The following is a 15475-nucleotide window of genomic DNA, read 5'->3' on the forward strand; positions in this document are numbered from 1 at the left end:
AAGGCTCGCGCGGCGGCTTCGGTGCCGAGGCCGACACGCTCTTGGCGCGCGCCGGGCCGGGCGGGCGCACCGGAGCGCGGCGCGGGGCGTAGGGGTCGTTGGGGGCCTTGCCGGCAGCGCCCGGTTTCAGCTTGAGCGTGCGGGCAGCGGGTTTGTCGGTCGTCATGGGGGGGATCATCCCAGATAAGCCCGCCGCGCCGCGCCGCCGGGGGCACGGCGGCGGCGCAGGGGGTCAGGCATCTTCCAGGGTTCCGGAGCGCAGGGCCGTCAGATCGAGCACCCGCAGGCCCCCGTAGTCCACGCGAATCCAGCCCTTGGCCGCCAGGGTTGTGAGCGCCTCGTTGACGCGCTGGCGCGACAAGCCCACCAGATAAGCCAGCTCTTGCTGCGTGATGCGCAGCACGCCGCCCACATTGGGCGAAAGCAGCGGGTGGAACAGCGCGGCCAGGTTGCGGGCCACGCGCAGATCGGGGCTGTTGAGACGGTCGATCTCGCGCGCCGCGATGAACTGGCCCAGGCGCTCGTTGAGCTGGTGCATCACAAAGCGGTTGAAGCCGATCGAATGGTCCAGCAGCCAGTCGAAGGTTTCCACCGGCAAGCCGGCCACGCGGCTCTTGCGCAGCGCGAGGATGTTGTAGCGGTACTGCTCGTGCTTGAGCACCGTGCCTTCGCCGAACCAGCCCCCCGGCGCCACGCCCGCGAAAGTGACCACCGGCCCCTGCGAATCGTCGTTGCTCATCTTGAGCAGGCCGTCCACCAGGCCGAACCAATAGGTGACCGGGCGGCCGAAACGGCAGATGTAATCGCCCGCCTCGGCATCCCCCACCACCAGCGCGGCCAACGCGCGCTCGCGCTCGCCCGGCGTGAGGCTCTTCAGCCAGGGAATCTCGGCCAGCTCCTCCTGGGTGGGCGGGCGGGCGCGATCGCGCAGGACGGTGCCGGGACGGCGGTGGGGCAAAGCGCTCATGGGCGGGATGGGTCTAGGGAAAGTCCTAGGAGGGTTGACCCCAGATTGTCGTCGAACCGACAACATAACGTCAAATGAAGGCCTACCATGCGCAGCAGAACGGGACGCCCTATCCGGGGCGTTCCAGGCACCGGCGCCACGGGCCCGGCCTCAGGAGATACGCATGCAACACACGTTCCCCCGGCTTTTGCTGGGCCACGCACAAAGCCACCCGCAAGGTGCGGCCATGCGCGAAAAGGAATACGGCATCTGGCAGACCACCACCTGGGCCGGCATGGCCGAGCTGGTGGAGCAACTGGCCTGCGGCCTGCATCAGGCGGGCCTGCGGCGCGGGGAGCACATGGTGGTCATCGGCGCCAACCGCCCCCGCCTGTACGCCACCATGCTGGCCGCGCAATCGCTGGGCGCCATTCCGATTCCGCTGTACCAGGACGCGGTGGCCCCCGAATGCGTCTTCCCGATCAACAACGCCGAAGTGCGCTTCTGCGTGGTGGAAGACCAGGAGCAGGTCGACAAGTTGCTGGAGATTCGCGACCGCTGCCCGCAGCTGAGCCACCTTTACTACGACGACCCACGCGGCCTGCGCAACTACCACCAGCCCGGCTTGAGCAGCATGGCGTCGCTCATCGAGGCCGGCCAGGCGCACTCGAAGGCAAACCCCCAGCTCTTTCGCGAGCAGGTGGCGCTGGGCCGCCCCGATGACGTGGCCGCCATGTTCTTCACCAGCGGCACCACCGGCAACCCCAAGGGCGTGGTGCACACCCACCAGACCCTCATCGACCGCGCCACCGTGGGCTCGAGGTTCGACAAGCTCAACCGGCAGGACGAGATCCTGGCCTACCTGCCGCCAGCCTGGATCGGGCAAAACATCTTCAGCTACGCGCAGTGGCTGGTGACTGGCTACGTCGTGAATTGCCCGGAATCGGCCTCCACGGTCACGATCGACCTCAAGGAAGTCGGCCCGACCTACTACTTCGCACCGCCGCGCATCTTCGAAGGCCTGCTCACCAGCGTGATGATCCGCATGGAGGACGCTGGCGCGATCAAGCGCGGCATGTTCCACCGCTTCATGGCGCTGGCCCGCCGCGTGGGCCCCGACCGCATGGACGGCAAGTCGATCGGCCTGATCGATTCCATCAAGTACCGCCTGGGCGACTGGCTGGTCTACGGCCCGCTGCGCAACAACCTCGGCATGAGCCGCGTGCGCGTGGCCTACACGGCCGGCGAGGCCATCGGGCCCGACCTCTTCAGCTTCTACCGCTCCATCGGCATCAACCTCAAGCAGCTCTACGGCTCCACCGAGACGGCCGTGTTCGTCTGCCTGCAGCCCGACCACGAGGCGCGCGCCGACACGGTGGGCGTGCCCTGCGAGGGTGTTGAGATCAAGCTCTCCGACAGCGGCGAGATTCTGGTGAAGTCGCCAGGCCTGCTCAAGGGCTACTACAAGAACGAGGCGGCCACGGCCGAGGTGCTCACCGCCGATGGCTGGTACCACACCAGCGACGCGGGCTTCATCGACGCCTCGGGCCATCTCAAGATCATCGACCGCGTCAAGGACGTGGGCCGCCTCAAGGGCGGCGCACACGACGGGGCCATGTTCGCGCCCAAGTACGTGGAGAACAAGCTCAAGTTCTTCTCGCACATCAAGGAGGCCGTGGCCTACGGCGACCAGCGCGAGCGGGTCTGCGTGATGATCAACATCGATTTCGACGCGGTGGGCAACTGGGCCGAGCGGCGCAACCTGCCCTACGCCGGCTACACCGACCTGGCGCAGAAGCCCGAGGTGTACGAGCTCATCCGCGAATGCGTGGAGAAGGTCAACGCCGACCTCAGCCGCGATGAACTGCTGGCGGGCAGCCAGATCAGCCGCTTCCTGGTGCTGCACAAGGAGCTGGATGCCGACGACGGCGAGCTCACCCGCACGAACAAGGTGCGCCGCGGCTTCATTGCCGAGAAGTACGGCGTGCTGGTCGAGGCGCTGTACGGTGGCAAGACCGAGCAGTACATCGAGACGCAGGTGAAGTTTGAAGACGGCCGCACTGGCTCGGTCAGCGCCACGCTCAAGCTGAGCGACGCCAGGACCTTCACCCCCGTCAAGGCCGCGGCCTGAGCCCGAACACCCACACACCCGACCATGACACAGAAGAAGATCGGCGACGTCGTCCTCAACGTCCAGAACATCAGCCTGCGCTTTGGCGGCGTCAAGGCGCTGACCAACATCAGCTTCGACGTGCGCGAACACGAGGTGCGCGCCATCATCGGGCCCAACGGCGCGGGCAAGAGCTCCATGCTCAACTGCATCAACGGGGTGTACCAGCCTCAGGAGGGCTCGATCAGCTTTCGCGGCCGCACCTTCCGGCACATGAACAGCCGCCAGGTGGCCGAGATGGGCATCGCGCGCACGTTCCAGAACCTGGCCCTCTTCAAGGGCATGAGCGTGATCGACAACCTCATGACCGGGCGCAACCTGCGCATCAAGAGCGGGCTGCTCGCGCAGGCCTTTCGCAACCCCTTCGGCATCGGCGGGGCGCAGAAGGAAGAAGAGACGCACCGTGAGTTCGTGGAACACATCATCGACTTCCTGGAAATCCAGGCGCACCGCAAAACGCCGGTGGGGCAGCTGCCCTACGGGCTGCAAAAGCGCGTGGACCTGGGCCGCGCACTGGCCATGGAGCCGCAGGTGCTGCTGCTGGACGAGCCGATGGCGGGCATGAACCTGGAAGAAAAGCAGGACATGAGCCGATTCATCCTGGATGTGAACGACGAGTTCGGCACCACCATCGTGCTCATCGAGCACGACATGGGCGTGGTGATGGACATCTCCGACCGCGTCGTGGTGCTGGACTACGGCAAGAAGATCGGCGACGGCACGCCCGAAGAAGTCCGCAACAACGAGGAGGTCATCAGCGCCTACCTCGGCACGAGTCACTGAACGAGAACAAGACCATGGCATTCTTTCTTGAGACTCTCTTCGGCGGCCTGATGGTGGGCATGCTGTATTCGCTCGTGGCCCTGGGCTTCGTGCTGATCTTCAAGGCATCGGGCGTCTTCAACTTCGCGCAAGGCGCGATGGTGCTGTTCGCTGCGCTGGCCATGGCCCGCTTCTCCGAATGGATCCCGGTGTGGCTGGGCATCGAGAACAAGTGGGTCGGCAACATCGCGGCCTTCGTGGCGGCCGGCGCCCTCATGTTCGTCATGGCCTGGCTGATCGAGCGGCTGGTGCTGCGCCACCTCGTGAACCAGGAGGCCGCCACGCTGCTGATGGCCACGCTGGGCATCACTTACTTCATCGATGGCCTGGGCCAAAGCCTGTTTGGCAGCAACATCTACAAGATCGACATTGGCATGCCCAAGGACCCGGTGTTCGTGCTGGACTCGGTGTTCCAGGGCGGGCTCCTTCTCAACCAGGAGGACGTCATCGCCGCGGCCATCGCCGCGGCCATGGTGATCGCCCTGAGCCTGTTCTTCCAGAAGACGGCCACCGGCCGGGCGCTGCGCGCCGTGGCCGACGACCACCAGGCCGCGCAGTCCATCGGCATTCCGCTCAACCGCATCTGGGTCATCGTCTGGTGCGTGGCCGGCCTGGTGGCGCTGGTGGCGGGAATGATTTGGGGCTCCAAGCTGGGCGTGCAGTTCTCGCTGACCACCATCGCGCTGCGCGCGCTGCCCGTGGTGATCCTGGGCGGCCTCACCTCGGTGCCCGGCGCCATCATCGGCGGGCTGATCATCGGCGTGGGCGAAAAGCTCTCCGAGGTCTACCTCGGGCCGTTCGTGGGCGGCGGCATCGAAATCTGGTTCGCCTATGTGCTGGCGCTGGTGTTCCTGCTGTTCCGGCCCCAGGGGCTGTTCGGCGAAAAAATCATTGACCGCGTGTGACCCAGAACAAGAAAGAGAAAGCCCGTCATGTTCTATCGTGAAAACGGTCAATTCAAGACCACCTACAGCGCCGACCAGCAGATTTTCCCGATCGCGCAGGACCGCTGGTTCGTCCTGGCCCTGGTCGCGCTGGCCTTCGTCGCCGTGCCAATGCTCGCCAGCGACTACCTGATGCGAGCCATCTTGATCCCCTTCCTGATCTTCTCGCTCGCGGCCGTGGGCGTGAACATCCTGGTGGGCTACTGCGGCCAGATCTCGCTGGGCTCGGGGGCCTTCATGGCCGTGGGGGCCTACGGTGCCTACAACTTCTTCGTGCGCGTGCCGGGCATGCCGCTGATCCCGGCGCTGATCCTCGGTGGCCTGTGTGCAACGTTGTTCGGCATCCTCTTCGGCCTGCCCAGCCTGCGCGTGCGAGGCCTGTACCTGGCGGTGGCCACGCTGGCGGCGCAGTTCTTCGCCGACTGGATGTTCCTGCGCGTCAAGTGGTTCACGCTGGACACCCCCTCGGGCTCGGTGGCGGTCTCCAACCTGCAGGTGTTCGGCCTGCCGCTGGAGAGCGCGGCGAGCAAGTACCTGTTCTGCCTGGCGGTGCTCGCGGTCATCGCGCTGCTGGCCAAGAACCTGGTGCGCAGCGCCATCGGCCGCGAGTGGATGGCGATCCGCGACATGGATGTGGCCGCCGCCGTGATCGGCATCCGCCCCATGTACGCCAAGCTCAGCGCCTTTGCGGTCAGCAGCTTCATCATTGGTGTGGCGGGTGCGCTCTGGGCGTTCGTGTACCTCGGCGCGTGGGAGCCTTCGGCGTTCTCGGTGGACTACTCCTTCCGCCTGCTGTTCATGGTGATCATCGGCGGTCTGGGCTCCATCATGGGCAGCTTCTTCGGCGCGGCCTTCATTGTGGTGTTGCCCATCGTCCTGAGCCAGTTGCTGCCCTTTGTGGCCGGGCTGTTTGGCTTCTCGATTTCCACCACCGCGGTCTCGCATGCCGAACTGATGATCTTCGGTGGATTGATCGTGTGGTTCCTGATCGTCGAGCCCCATGGGCTGGCGCGGCTGTGGTCCATCGGCAAGCAGAAGTTGCGGCTGTGGCCCTTCCCGCACTGAGCGGCAGGCTGCTCGCAAGTACCAATGTTTTTCGTGGTGTTTGAGCGTTTACTGAGTGTGTTTCAACCTTTCATGACATGGAGACAGATATGAAACTTCGCAAGATCGTTGTGGCTGCCACGGTGGCGCTCGCAGGCACCGCGTCGCTGGTGTCGACCGCCGCACTGGCCCAGGCCAAGGAGCAGTACCTGCCCGTGTTGTCGTACCGCACCGGCGCCTATGCGCCCAACGGCACGCCCACGGCCAACGGCATCGTCGACTACTACAAGCTGGTCAACGCGCGCGGCGGCATCAACGGCGTCAAGCTGCTGGTGGAAGAGTGCGAAACCATGTACGACACGGCGCGCAGCGTGGAATGCTACGAGCGCCTCAAAGGGAAGAACGGCGGCGCCACGCTGATCCATCCCTGGGCCACTGGCGCCACCTTCGCGCTGACGGAAAAGGCCTCGGTCGACAAGATCCCCCTGATCACCACCGGCTACGGCCGCAGCGAGAGCGCCGACGGCACCATCTTCAAGTGGAACTTCCCGCTGCTGGGCACCTACTGGGTGGCCGCCGACGTGATCGTCCAGGCCATCGCGCAGAAGGAAGGCGGCCTCGACAAGCTCAAGGGCAAGAAGATCGCCCTCGTGTACCACGACTCCCCGTTCGGCAAGGAGCCCATCCCGCTGCTGCAGGAGCGCTCCAAGATGCACGGCTTCGAGCTGCAGCTGCTGCCCGTGGCCGCGCCCGGCGTGGAGCAGAAAGCCACCTGGCTGCAGATCCGCCAGTCGCGTCCCGACTACACCCTGCTCTGGGGCTGGGGCGTGATGAACTCGACCGCGCTGAAGGAAGCGCAGGCCACCGGTTACCCGCGCGAGAAGATGTACGGCGTGTGGTGGTCCAGTGCCGAGCCCGACGTGAAGGACGTGGGCATGGGCGCCAAGGGCTACAACGGCGTGACGCTGCAGCACGGCACCGACAAAAACGCGCCCATCGTCAAGGAAATCCTGGCCAAGCTGCACGACAAGGGCCAGGGCACCGGCCCGCGCGACGAGGTCGGTGAGACTCTGTACCTGCGTGGCGTGGTCAGCGCCGCCATGGGTGTCGAAGGCATCCGCGCCGCGCAGGAGCGCTTCGGCAAGGGCAAGGTCATGACGGGCGAGCAGGTGCGCTGGGGCCTGGAAAACCTGAACCTGACGCAGGCCAAGCTTGACGCACTGGGCTTCAAGGGCGTGCTTCGCGGGCCCATCAGCACCTCGTGTGCCGACCACGTGGGCGCGGGCGCTGCGCGCATCCACACCTGGGACGGCACCAAGTGGAGCTTCACCTCCGACTGGATCGAGGCAGACCAGCAGATCATCAAGCCGATGGTCAAGGCCACGGCCTCGAAGTACGCGGCCGAGAAGAAGCTGACGGCCCGCACGCCGGCCGACTGCCAGTCCTGACCCACCCCCGCCGCGCTGCGCGCGACCCCCTCAAAGGGGCGACACCTGGGGCCGGCAAAGCCGGACCCTCGGTGTCCCTTGAATGGGGCACGCGCTCCGGTGGTGGTTCTCTCTTGCGGCTGGTTTTTCCAGCCGCCATTCGCAAGGCCGGCGAGCCGTGCCTTGCGAATGGTCCCCAAGGAATCGGAATCTCCATGAGCACTCCCCATACCGTCCTCAACGTCAACGGCATCGAGGTCATTTACAACCACGTCATCCTGGTGCTCAAGGGCGTCTCCCTGCAGGTGCCCGAAGGCCAGATCGCGGCCATCCTGGGTGGCAATGGCGCGGGCAAGACCACCACGCTGCGCGCCGTCTCCAACCTGCTCAAGGGCGAGCGCGGCGAGGTCACCAAGGGCAGCATCGAGCTGCGCGGCGAGCGCATCGAAAACCTCTCGCCCGCCGATCTTGTGCAGCGTGGCGTGGTGCAGGTGATGGAAGGGCGCCACTGCTTCGCCCACCTCACCATTGAGGAAAACCTCATGACCGGCTCCTACACCCGAAAGAGCAAGGCCGAGATCGCGGCCAACCTGGAGAAGGTCTACACCTACTTCCCGCGCCTGAAGACGCGGCGCACCAGCCAGGCCGCCTATACCTCGGGCGGCGAGCAGCAGATGTGTGCCATCGGCCGCGCCCTCATGACCAATCCCAGCGTGATGCTGCTCGACGAGCCCTCGATGGGCCTGGCCCCGCAGATCGTCGAAGAGGTGTTCGAGATCGTCAAGGACCTCAACCAGAAGGAGAAGGTCACCTTCCTGCTGGCCGAGCAGAACACCAACATGGCGCTGAAGTACGCCGACTACGGTTACATCATGGAGAGCGGTCGCATCGTGATGGACGGCGTGGCCAGCGAGCTGCGCAACAACGAGGACGTCAAGGAGTTCTACCTCGGCATGGGCGGGGGCGAGCGCAAGTCGTTCAAGGATGTCAAGAGCTACAAGCGCAGAAAGCGCTGGCTGGCATGACGCTTCCCCCGCGACGCGCCTGAGGCGCCCCGGAAGCGGGCTGCACCTCCGGTCTGGCAAAGCCGGTACCGCGGCATCCTGGTTTCAGTCACTTCTTTCAAACACTTCAGCCATGGCACAGACCGAATTTTTTGATGCGCTGGAAACCCGATCGCCCGAGCAGCGTGAACGCGAGCACATGAGCGCGCTGGCGGCCCAGGTGGCGCACGCGCAGCAACACAGCACGGCCTTCGCCGAGATCCTGGGCGGCGTGGAAGCGGCGGGCGTGAGCAGCCGCCAAGCACTCGCGCAACTGCCCGTCACGCGAAAGTCCGATCTGCTCGAACGCCAGAAGGCGCAGCGCGCCCGCGACCCCTTTGGTGGTTTCTCGGCGCTGCTCCGCGGCCCGGGCATGAGCCGCGTCTACGCCTCGCCCGGCCCGATCTACGAACCCGAAGGCGCCACGCGCAACTACTGGCGCGCCGGCCGCTGCCTTTATGCGGCGGGCTTTCGCGCGGGTGAGCTGGTGCACAACGCCTTCAGCTACCACATGACCCCCGGCGCCTTCATTCTGGAATCCGGCGCCCACGCGGTGGGCTGCTCGGTGTTCCCCGCTGGCACCGGCCAGACCGAGCAGCAGTTGCAGGCCATCCACGAGCTCAAGCCCGAGGCCTACACCGGCACGCCCAGCTTCCTTCGCATCCTGGTCGAACGGGCCCAGGCCGATGGGGTCGACATCAGCAGCCTGCGCAAGGCCGTCGTGGGCGGCGAGGCACTGCCGCCCAGCCTGCGCGACTGGTTCGCCGAGCGCGGCGTGTCGGTCTACCAGAGCTACGCCACCGCCGACCTCGGCCTCGTGGCCTACGAGACGAGCGCGCGCGAAGGCCTGGTGATTGACGAGGGTGTGATCGTCGAGATCGTGCGCCCGGGCACCGGTGAACCCGTGCCCGACGGCGAGGTGGGGGAGCTGGTGGTCACCACCCTCAACCCGGCCTACCCGCTGATCCGTTTCGGCACCGGCGACCTCTCGGCCATCCTGCCCGGTGCGTGCCCGACCGGGCGCACCGGCCCACGCATCAAGGGCTGGATGGGCCGCGCCGACCAGACCACCAAGGTGCGCGGCATGTTCGTGCACCCCGCCCAGGTGGCCGACATCGCCCGGCGCTTCCCGCAGGTGAAGAAGGCCCGCCTGGTGGTCAGCGGCGAGATGGCGAACGACCAGATGTGCCTGCGCGTGGAGGCCAGCGATGACCACAACGGCCTGCAAAAGCAGATCGAAGCCGCCGTGCGCGAAGTCACCAAGCTGCGTGCCCAGGTCGAGCTCGTCCAACCCGGCACCCTGCCCAACGACGGCAAGGTGATCGAGGACGCACGCAGCTACCAGTAGGAGGAAAAGCCCTGCAACCATCGCGGAACTGACGCCAAACTGACGCCAAAAGTGCGCCAACGAGGGTTTTCCCCGGCCCGAAGCTAAGTAATTTCCGCGATACGGACATGGGGCGGGGGGGCTACGATCGCCCGGTAATCAACCTCTTCAAGGAGCATCGTATGAAGAAGATCCTCGCCCTGGCGGCCTTGGCTGCAAGCATTTCGTCAGGCGCCTTCGCGCAGGGCTTCCCCAGCAAACCCATCTCCTTTGTGGTGCCCTTTGCCGCCGGTGGCCCGACCGACCTGGTGGCGCGCCGCCTGGCAGAAGCCATGCGCAAGCCCCTGGGCGGCGCCAACATCGTGGTGGAGAACGCGGCCGGTGCCGGCGGCACCATCGGTGCCACCAAGGTGGCCCGCGCCGCACCGGACGGCTACACCCTGCTGGTCTGGCACATCGGCATGGCGGCCACCACCAGCCTGTACCGCAAGCAGACTTTCAAGCCGCTTGAAGACTTCGAGTACCTGGGCGCCATCAACGACGTGCCCATGACCCTGCTGGGCAGCAACAAGCTCAACGCCAACACCTACCGCGATTTCGAGGCCTACATCCGCGCCAACGGCGGCAAGCTCAACCTGGCCCACGCCGGCCTGGGTTCGGCGTCGCACATCTGCGGCCTGATGTGGCAGTCGGCCATGAAGCTGGACAAATCGCTGACCACCATTCCCTATGGCGGCACGGCGCCGGCCATGAACGACCTCATCGGCGGCAACGTCGATGTGATGTGCGACCAAACCACCAACACCACCTCGCAGATCGAAGCCGGCCGCGTGAAGGCCTTCGCCGTCACCACCGCCAAGCGCCTGGAGAACCACAAGCTGCTCAAGGACTATCCTTCGCTGCAGGAAATGGGCCTCAAGGACTTCAACCTGACCATCTGGCACGGCCTGTACGCGCCCAAGGGCACGCCGCCCGAGGTGACGAAGAAGCTCAACGAAGCCCTGCAAGTGGCTTTGAAGGACCCGGCTTTCATCAAGAGCCAGCTCGACCTCGGCGCCATCGTGGTGACCGACAACCGTGCCACGCAAGCCGGCCACAAGGCCTTCGTGGCCAGCGAGATCGCCAAGCTCAAGGCCGCCATCGACGGCGCTGGCCAGTACGCCGACTGATTTCGTGCCGCACGCCCGAAAGGGCGGCTCCCTGCAAGCCGCCCTCGGGCGGCTTTTCTTTTTGCCACCCAAGGAGACATCGCATGGACAACAAGCCGTTTTCCGCCTCGCGCCGCCATCACCTGCAGGTGCTGGCCGCTGCCACCGCAGCCCTGGGACTGCCTGGCCTGGGCTGGGCGCAAGCCGGGTGGCCGAACAAACCGGTCCGCATCGTCGTGCCGTTTGCGCCGGGGGGCACCACCGACATCCTCGCCCGCGTGCTGGCGCCCGAGCTGAGCAAGACGCTGGGGCAGTCCTTCGTGGTGGAGAACCGCGCGGGAGCCGGCGGCAACATTGGCGCCGAGGTGGTGGCCAAGTCACCGGCCGACGGCTACACCCTGCTCATGGGCACGGTGGGCACGCACGGCATCAACAAGTCGCTGTACGACAAGCTGCCCTACGACCCGCAGAAAGACTTCGCCCCGATCACGCTGGTGGCCGGCGTGCCCAACGTGATGGTGATGGGCACCCGGCGGGCGCAGGCCCTGGGCATCACCAGCGTGGCCGACTTCGTGAAGTACGCCAAGGCACACCCGGGCCGGCTGAACATGGCATCCAGCGGCAACGGCACCTCGATCCACCTGGCGGGCGAGCTGTTCAAGTCGCGCACCGGGATCTTCATGACGCACATCCCCTACCGGGGCTCCGGGCCGGCCCTGACGGACCTGCTCGCGGGCGCGATCGACGTGATGTTCGACAACCTGCCCTCGGCCATGCCCCACATCCAGGCCGGCAACCTCAAGGCGTTTGCGGTGACCAGCGCGGTGCGCTCATCGGCTTTGCCGGAGGTGCCCACGGTCGCCGAGGCTGGCAACCTGCCCGGGTTCGAAGCCAGCTCGTGGTTCGGCCTTCTGGCGCCCGCCGGCACACCGCCCGAGGTGGTGAACCGCCTGCAACAGGAGACCGCCAAGGCGCTGAACCTGCCGACGGTGAAAGAGCGCCTCTTGGCCCAGGGTGCAATCCCGAGCGGCAACACGCCCACCGAGTTCGCGCGCCTGATCGATGCGGAGACCACCAAGTGGGCCGCCGTGGTCAAGGCCTCCGGCGCCCGGGTGGACTGACGGAATTCAGCCCCGCAGGGGCTGCGCTGCCGCCCGAGGGGTCTTCAGACGCCCCAGACGATCTCGACACCCGCTGCCTCGCAGCGCTGCAGCATCTCGATGAAAGGGGCCGCGCGCATGCGCAGGCTCACGGGATCGACCTGCGCGTCTTCTTCGCGGGCGTTCTCCTCCGATGGCTCTTTCTGCTTCTGTCGGGCCGCGTCGTCCGCCGCCACGGCGGCACGGATCTTCTCCACGGCCGCGTCCATTTCGGCCGGCTGGATGATGCCAGGGCCGGACACGGGCTTGCCGAGGATTTCGAGCATGCGTTGGCCATGCTGGTGCAGCATGACGAGGTCGCCCGTTTCGCGGGACTTGAATCGATACACAGACATGAATGCCTCCGGGGGTGGTGAGGTAAGACCATTCTTGCACCTACACGCGGTGAAAAACCAGCGGATTTGTAGGAGAGACGTCCCGACGGATGTAGGACGCATGGCCCGGGCATCGCCGCCGCTGATGGACTGCGGGTTTACCCGATTGGAGTTGCTTATTTTAAGCCTAAACTAATTAGGCATGAAAACATCCGTTCCTGCGCTGCGGCGCATCCTGTGCATCGGTGGCGGCCCGGCGGGCCTGTACTTCGCCCTGCTGATGAAACGGCGCGACCCGTCGCTGACCGTGACGGTGGTCGAGCGCAACCGGCCGTTCGACACCTTTGGCTGGGGCGTGGTGCTGTCGGACCAGACGCTGGGCAACCTGCGTGAAGCCGACCCCGAATCGGCCGCGCTGATCGGCGAGGCCTTCAACCACTGGGACGACATCGAGGTGTTTTTCAAGGGTGGGCGCGTGCGCTCGGGTGGCCATGGCTTCTGCGGCATCGGCCGCAAGAAGCTGCTCAACATCTTGCAGGAGCGCTGCCTGGCCCTGGGCGTGAACCTGGTGTTCGAGACCGATGTGACCGACGACCAGGCGCTCGCGGCGCAATACCAGGCCGATCTGGTGATCGCCAGCGACGGCCTCAACAGCCGCATCCGCACCCGCTACGCCGACACCTTCCAACCCGATATCGACACGCGCCAGTGCCGCTTCGTCTGGCTGGGCACCAAGAAGACCTTCGACGCCTTCACCTTCGCCTTCGTGCAGACCGAACACGGCTGGTTCCAGGCGCACGCCTACAAGTTCGACGGCGAGACCTCCACCTTCATCGTGGAGACGCCCGAAGAGGTCTGGAAGGCGCACGGCATCGACCAGATGAGCCAGGAAGACGGCGTGGCCTTCTGTGAGAAGCTGTTCGCACCCTACCTGGACGGCCACGCCCTCATCAGCAACGCCTCGCACCTGCGTGGCTCGGCGATCTGGATCCGCTTCCCGCGCGTCATCTGCCACACCTGGGTGCACTGGAACGACGTGGCCGGCCGCCGCACACCCGTCGTGCTGATGGGCGATGCCGCGCACACCGCGCACTTTTCGATTGGCAGCGGCACCAAGCTCGCGCTCGAAGACGCGATCGACCTGGCCGACGAGTTCTCGCGCCATGCCAACGCCGACGTGGCCGAGGTGCTGCAAGGCTACGAAGCGCGGCGCAGCGTCGAGGTGCTCAAGATCCAGAACGCCGCGCGCAACTCCACCGAGTGGTTCGAGAACGTGGAGCGCTACACCGGCATGGAGGTCGAGCAGTTCGCCTACTCGCTGCTCACGCGCAGCCAGCGCATCAGCCACGAAAACCTGCGCCTGCGCGACGCGAAGTGGCTCGAAGGCTATGAGGCCTGGCTTGAAACCCAGGCGAAGCCCGGCGCGCCGGCGAAGAAGCACCCCACACCCCCCATGCTGCTGCCACTCACCGTGCGCGGCCTCACGCTCAAGAACCGCATCGTGGTCTCGCCCATGGCGCAGTACAGCGCGGTCGACGGCGTGGTGGGCGACTACCACCTGGTGCACCTGGGCGCGCGCGCCATGGGCGGTGCCGCGCTGGTGATGGTGGAGATGACCAGCCCCACGCCCGAAGGCCGCATCACCCCGGGCTGCCCGGGCCTGTGGAACGACGCGCAGCAAGCCGGGCTCAAGCGCATCGTCGACTTTGTGCACGGCCACAGCAGCGCGAAGATCGGCCTGCAGCTTGGCCACAGCGGTGCCAAGGGCTCGACCCAGCTCGGCTGGGAGCAGATCGACGAGCCCCTGCCCAGTGGCAACTGGCCGCTGCTCTCGGCCAGCGCCGTGCCCTATGGCGAGCAGAACCAGGTGCCGCGCGCGATGGACCGCGCCGACATGGACGCGCTGACGGCGGCCTTCGTCGCCTCCACCCGGCGCGCGGCCGCGGCCGGCTTCGACTGGCTGGAACTGCACGCCGCGCACGGCTACCTGCTGTCGAGCTTCATCACCCCGCTGACCAACCAGCGCACCGACGAGTACGGCGGCTCGCTGGCCAACCGCTGCCGCTACCCGCTGGAGGTGTTTGCCGCCATGCGCGCCGCCTGGCCGGCCGACAAGCCCTTCAGCGTGCGCATCTCGGCGCACGACTGGGCGCCCGGCGGCAACACGCCGGACGACGCGGTGGAGATCGCGCGTCTTTTCAAGGCCGCCGGCTGCGACCTGATCGATGTGTCCTCGGGCCAGACCACGCGCGCGGCCAAGCCGGTCTACGGCCGCATGTACCAGACGCCGTTTGCCGACCGCGTGCGCAACGAGGCCGGCATCCTCACCATGGCCGTGGGTGCGATCACCGAGGCCGACCACGCCAACAGCATCATCGCGGCCGGCCGCGCCGACCTCTGCGCCGTGGCGCGCCCGCACCTGGCCGACCCGGCCTGGACGCTGCACGAAGCCGCCAAGCTGCAGACGCGCGCCATCGAATGGCCGCGCCCCTACGAGAGCGGGCGCGACCAGCTCTACCGCGAGATCGCCCGCCAGCAGGCCCTCACCGCCCCCGCACCATGAACGCTTCTTCCCCGCTCGACCTCGAAGCCCGCGCCCACAGCGAACATGCGCACGAGCTGCGCCTGTGGCTGCGCCTGCTGACCTGCTCGCAATTGATCGAGAAGCGCGTGCGAGCCGGCCTGCGCGAGCAGTTCGACACCACGCTGCCGCGCTTTGACCTCATGGCGCAGCTCGAACGCCACCCCGACGGCCTGAAGATGAAAGAGCTCTCGCACCGCCTCATGGTCACCGGCGGCAACGTCACCGGCATCACCGACCAGCTCGTCAACGAAGGCCTGGTGGAGCGCATGGGCGTGGACGGCGACCGGCGCGCTTTTCGCGTGCGCCTCACGCCCCACGGCCGCACGAGCTTCACCGAGATGGCCCAGCAGCACGAGAGCTGGATCGTCGAGGCCTTCGAAGGCCTGAGCCCGCGCGACCTGGACAGCCTGCACAAGCTGCTGGGCAAGGTCAAGCAGCACCAGCTCGAGCTCAATCAGCGCATCGAGGAATGAACACCCCCGCCGCGCTTCGCGCGACCCCCTCCAGGGGCGAAGCCAACGGCCCGGCCCATCCGGAAGGACTTTT

At 66.5% G+C, this 15475-nt stretch carries 13 protein-coding genes; 11 read left to right on the top strand and 2 right to left on the bottom strand.

Annotation, left to right across the window (positions count from 1 at the left end):
• Positions 1 to 232: 232 nt before the first annotated feature.
• Positions 233 to 967, bottom strand: a complete 735-nt coding sequence (locus tag KIT86_RS05895; protein ID WP_297395990.1) for a Crp/Fnr family transcriptional regulator — start codon at positions 965 to 967, stop codon at positions 233 to 235.
• Between the two features lie 163 nt (positions 968 to 1130).
• Between KIT86_RS05895 and KIT86_RS05900 the strand changes: the two genes are divergently transcribed.
• From KIT86_RS05900 to KIT86_RS05940, 9 genes are all read left to right on the top strand, one after another.
• Positions 1131 to 3077, top strand: coding sequence for an AMP-binding protein (locus KIT86_RS05900; RefSeq protein ID WP_297395993.1), 1947 nt, complete (start codon positions 1131 to 1133; stop codon positions 3075 to 3077).
• A gap of 24 nt (positions 3078 to 3101) precedes the next feature.
• Positions 3102 to 3899, top strand: coding sequence for an ABC transporter ATP-binding protein (locus KIT86_RS05905; RefSeq protein WP_297395996.1), 798 nt, complete (start codon positions 3102 to 3104; stop codon positions 3897 to 3899).
• 14 nt (positions 3900 to 3913) lie between these two features.
• The gene (locus KIT86_RS05910; protein WP_297395999.1) at positions 3914 to 4843 is read left to right on the top strand and encodes a branched-chain amino acid ABC transporter permease; all 930 of its coding nucleotides are present in this window, start codon (positions 3914 to 3916) and stop codon (positions 4841 to 4843) included.
• Between the two features lie 27 nt (positions 4844 to 4870).
• Positions 4871 to 5947 carry a branched-chain amino acid ABC transporter permease gene (locus tag KIT86_RS05915; protein WP_297396002.1) on the top strand — a complete coding sequence of 359 codons (1077 nt, stop codon included), beginning with the start codon at positions 4871 to 4873 and terminating at the stop codon, positions 5945 to 5947.
• An 89-nt stretch (positions 5948 to 6036) separates the two neighbouring features.
• Positions 6037 to 7374 (top strand): ABC transporter substrate-binding protein, encoded by a 1338-nt coding sequence (locus KIT86_RS05920; protein ID WP_297396004.1) that lies wholly within the window; start codon positions 6037 to 6039, stop codon positions 7372 to 7374.
• Positions 7375 to 7568: 194 nt separating this feature from the next.
• Complete coding sequence (locus KIT86_RS05925; RefSeq protein WP_297396007.1) at positions 7569 to 8378, top strand: ABC transporter ATP-binding protein; 810 nt, start codon at positions 7569 to 7571, stop codon at positions 8376 to 8378.
• A gap of 112 nt (positions 8379 to 8490) precedes the next feature.
• On the top strand, positions 8491 to 9744 hold the full coding sequence (locus tag KIT86_RS05930; protein WP_297396010.1) for a phenylacetate--CoA ligase family protein: 1254 nt from the start codon (positions 8491 to 8493) through the stop codon (positions 9742 to 9744).
• A 161-nt stretch (positions 9745 to 9905) separates the two neighbouring features.
• A complete protein-coding gene (locus KIT86_RS05935; protein ID WP_297396012.1) occupies positions 9906 to 10892 on the top strand; it encodes a tripartite tricarboxylate transporter substrate-binding protein in 987 nt (328 codons plus the stop codon).
• Between the two features lie 83 nt (positions 10893 to 10975).
• On the top strand, positions 10976 to 11992 hold the full coding sequence (locus tag KIT86_RS05940) for a tripartite tricarboxylate transporter substrate binding protein (RefSeq protein ID WP_297396015.1): 1017 nt from the start codon (positions 10976 to 10978) through the stop codon (positions 11990 to 11992).
• 44 nt (positions 11993 to 12036) lie between these two features.
• On the opposite strand, the gene KIT86_RS05945 is transcribed toward KIT86_RS05940, so the two are convergent.
• Complete coding sequence (locus KIT86_RS05945) at positions 12037 to 12366, bottom strand: DUF1840 domain-containing protein (RefSeq protein WP_297396017.1); 330 nt, start codon at positions 12364 to 12366, stop codon at positions 12037 to 12039.
• 181 nt (positions 12367 to 12547) lie between these two features.
• On the opposite strand from KIT86_RS05945, the gene KIT86_RS05950 reads away from it, so the two are divergent.
• Both KIT86_RS05950 and KIT86_RS05955 read left to right on the top strand, forming a co-directional pair.
• On the top strand, positions 12548 to 14908 hold the full coding sequence (locus KIT86_RS05950) for a bifunctional salicylyl-CoA 5-hydroxylase/oxidoreductase (protein WP_297396020.1): 2361 nt from the start codon (positions 12548 to 12550) through the stop codon (positions 14906 to 14908).
• Positions 14905 to 15402 carry a MarR family transcriptional regulator gene (locus KIT86_RS05955; protein ID WP_297396022.1) on the top strand — a complete coding sequence of 166 codons (498 nt, stop codon included), beginning with the start codon at positions 14905 to 14907 and terminating at the stop codon, positions 15400 to 15402. Before KIT86_RS05950 ends, KIT86_RS05955 begins: the two co-directional genes overlap by 4 nt.
• Positions 15403 to 15475 lie beyond the last annotated feature (73 nt).

The sequence above is a fragment of the Hydrogenophaga sp. genome, from assembly GCF_026125825.1.
GTDB lineage: Bacteria > Pseudomonadota > Gammaproteobacteria > Burkholderiales > Burkholderiaceae_C > Hydrogenophaga.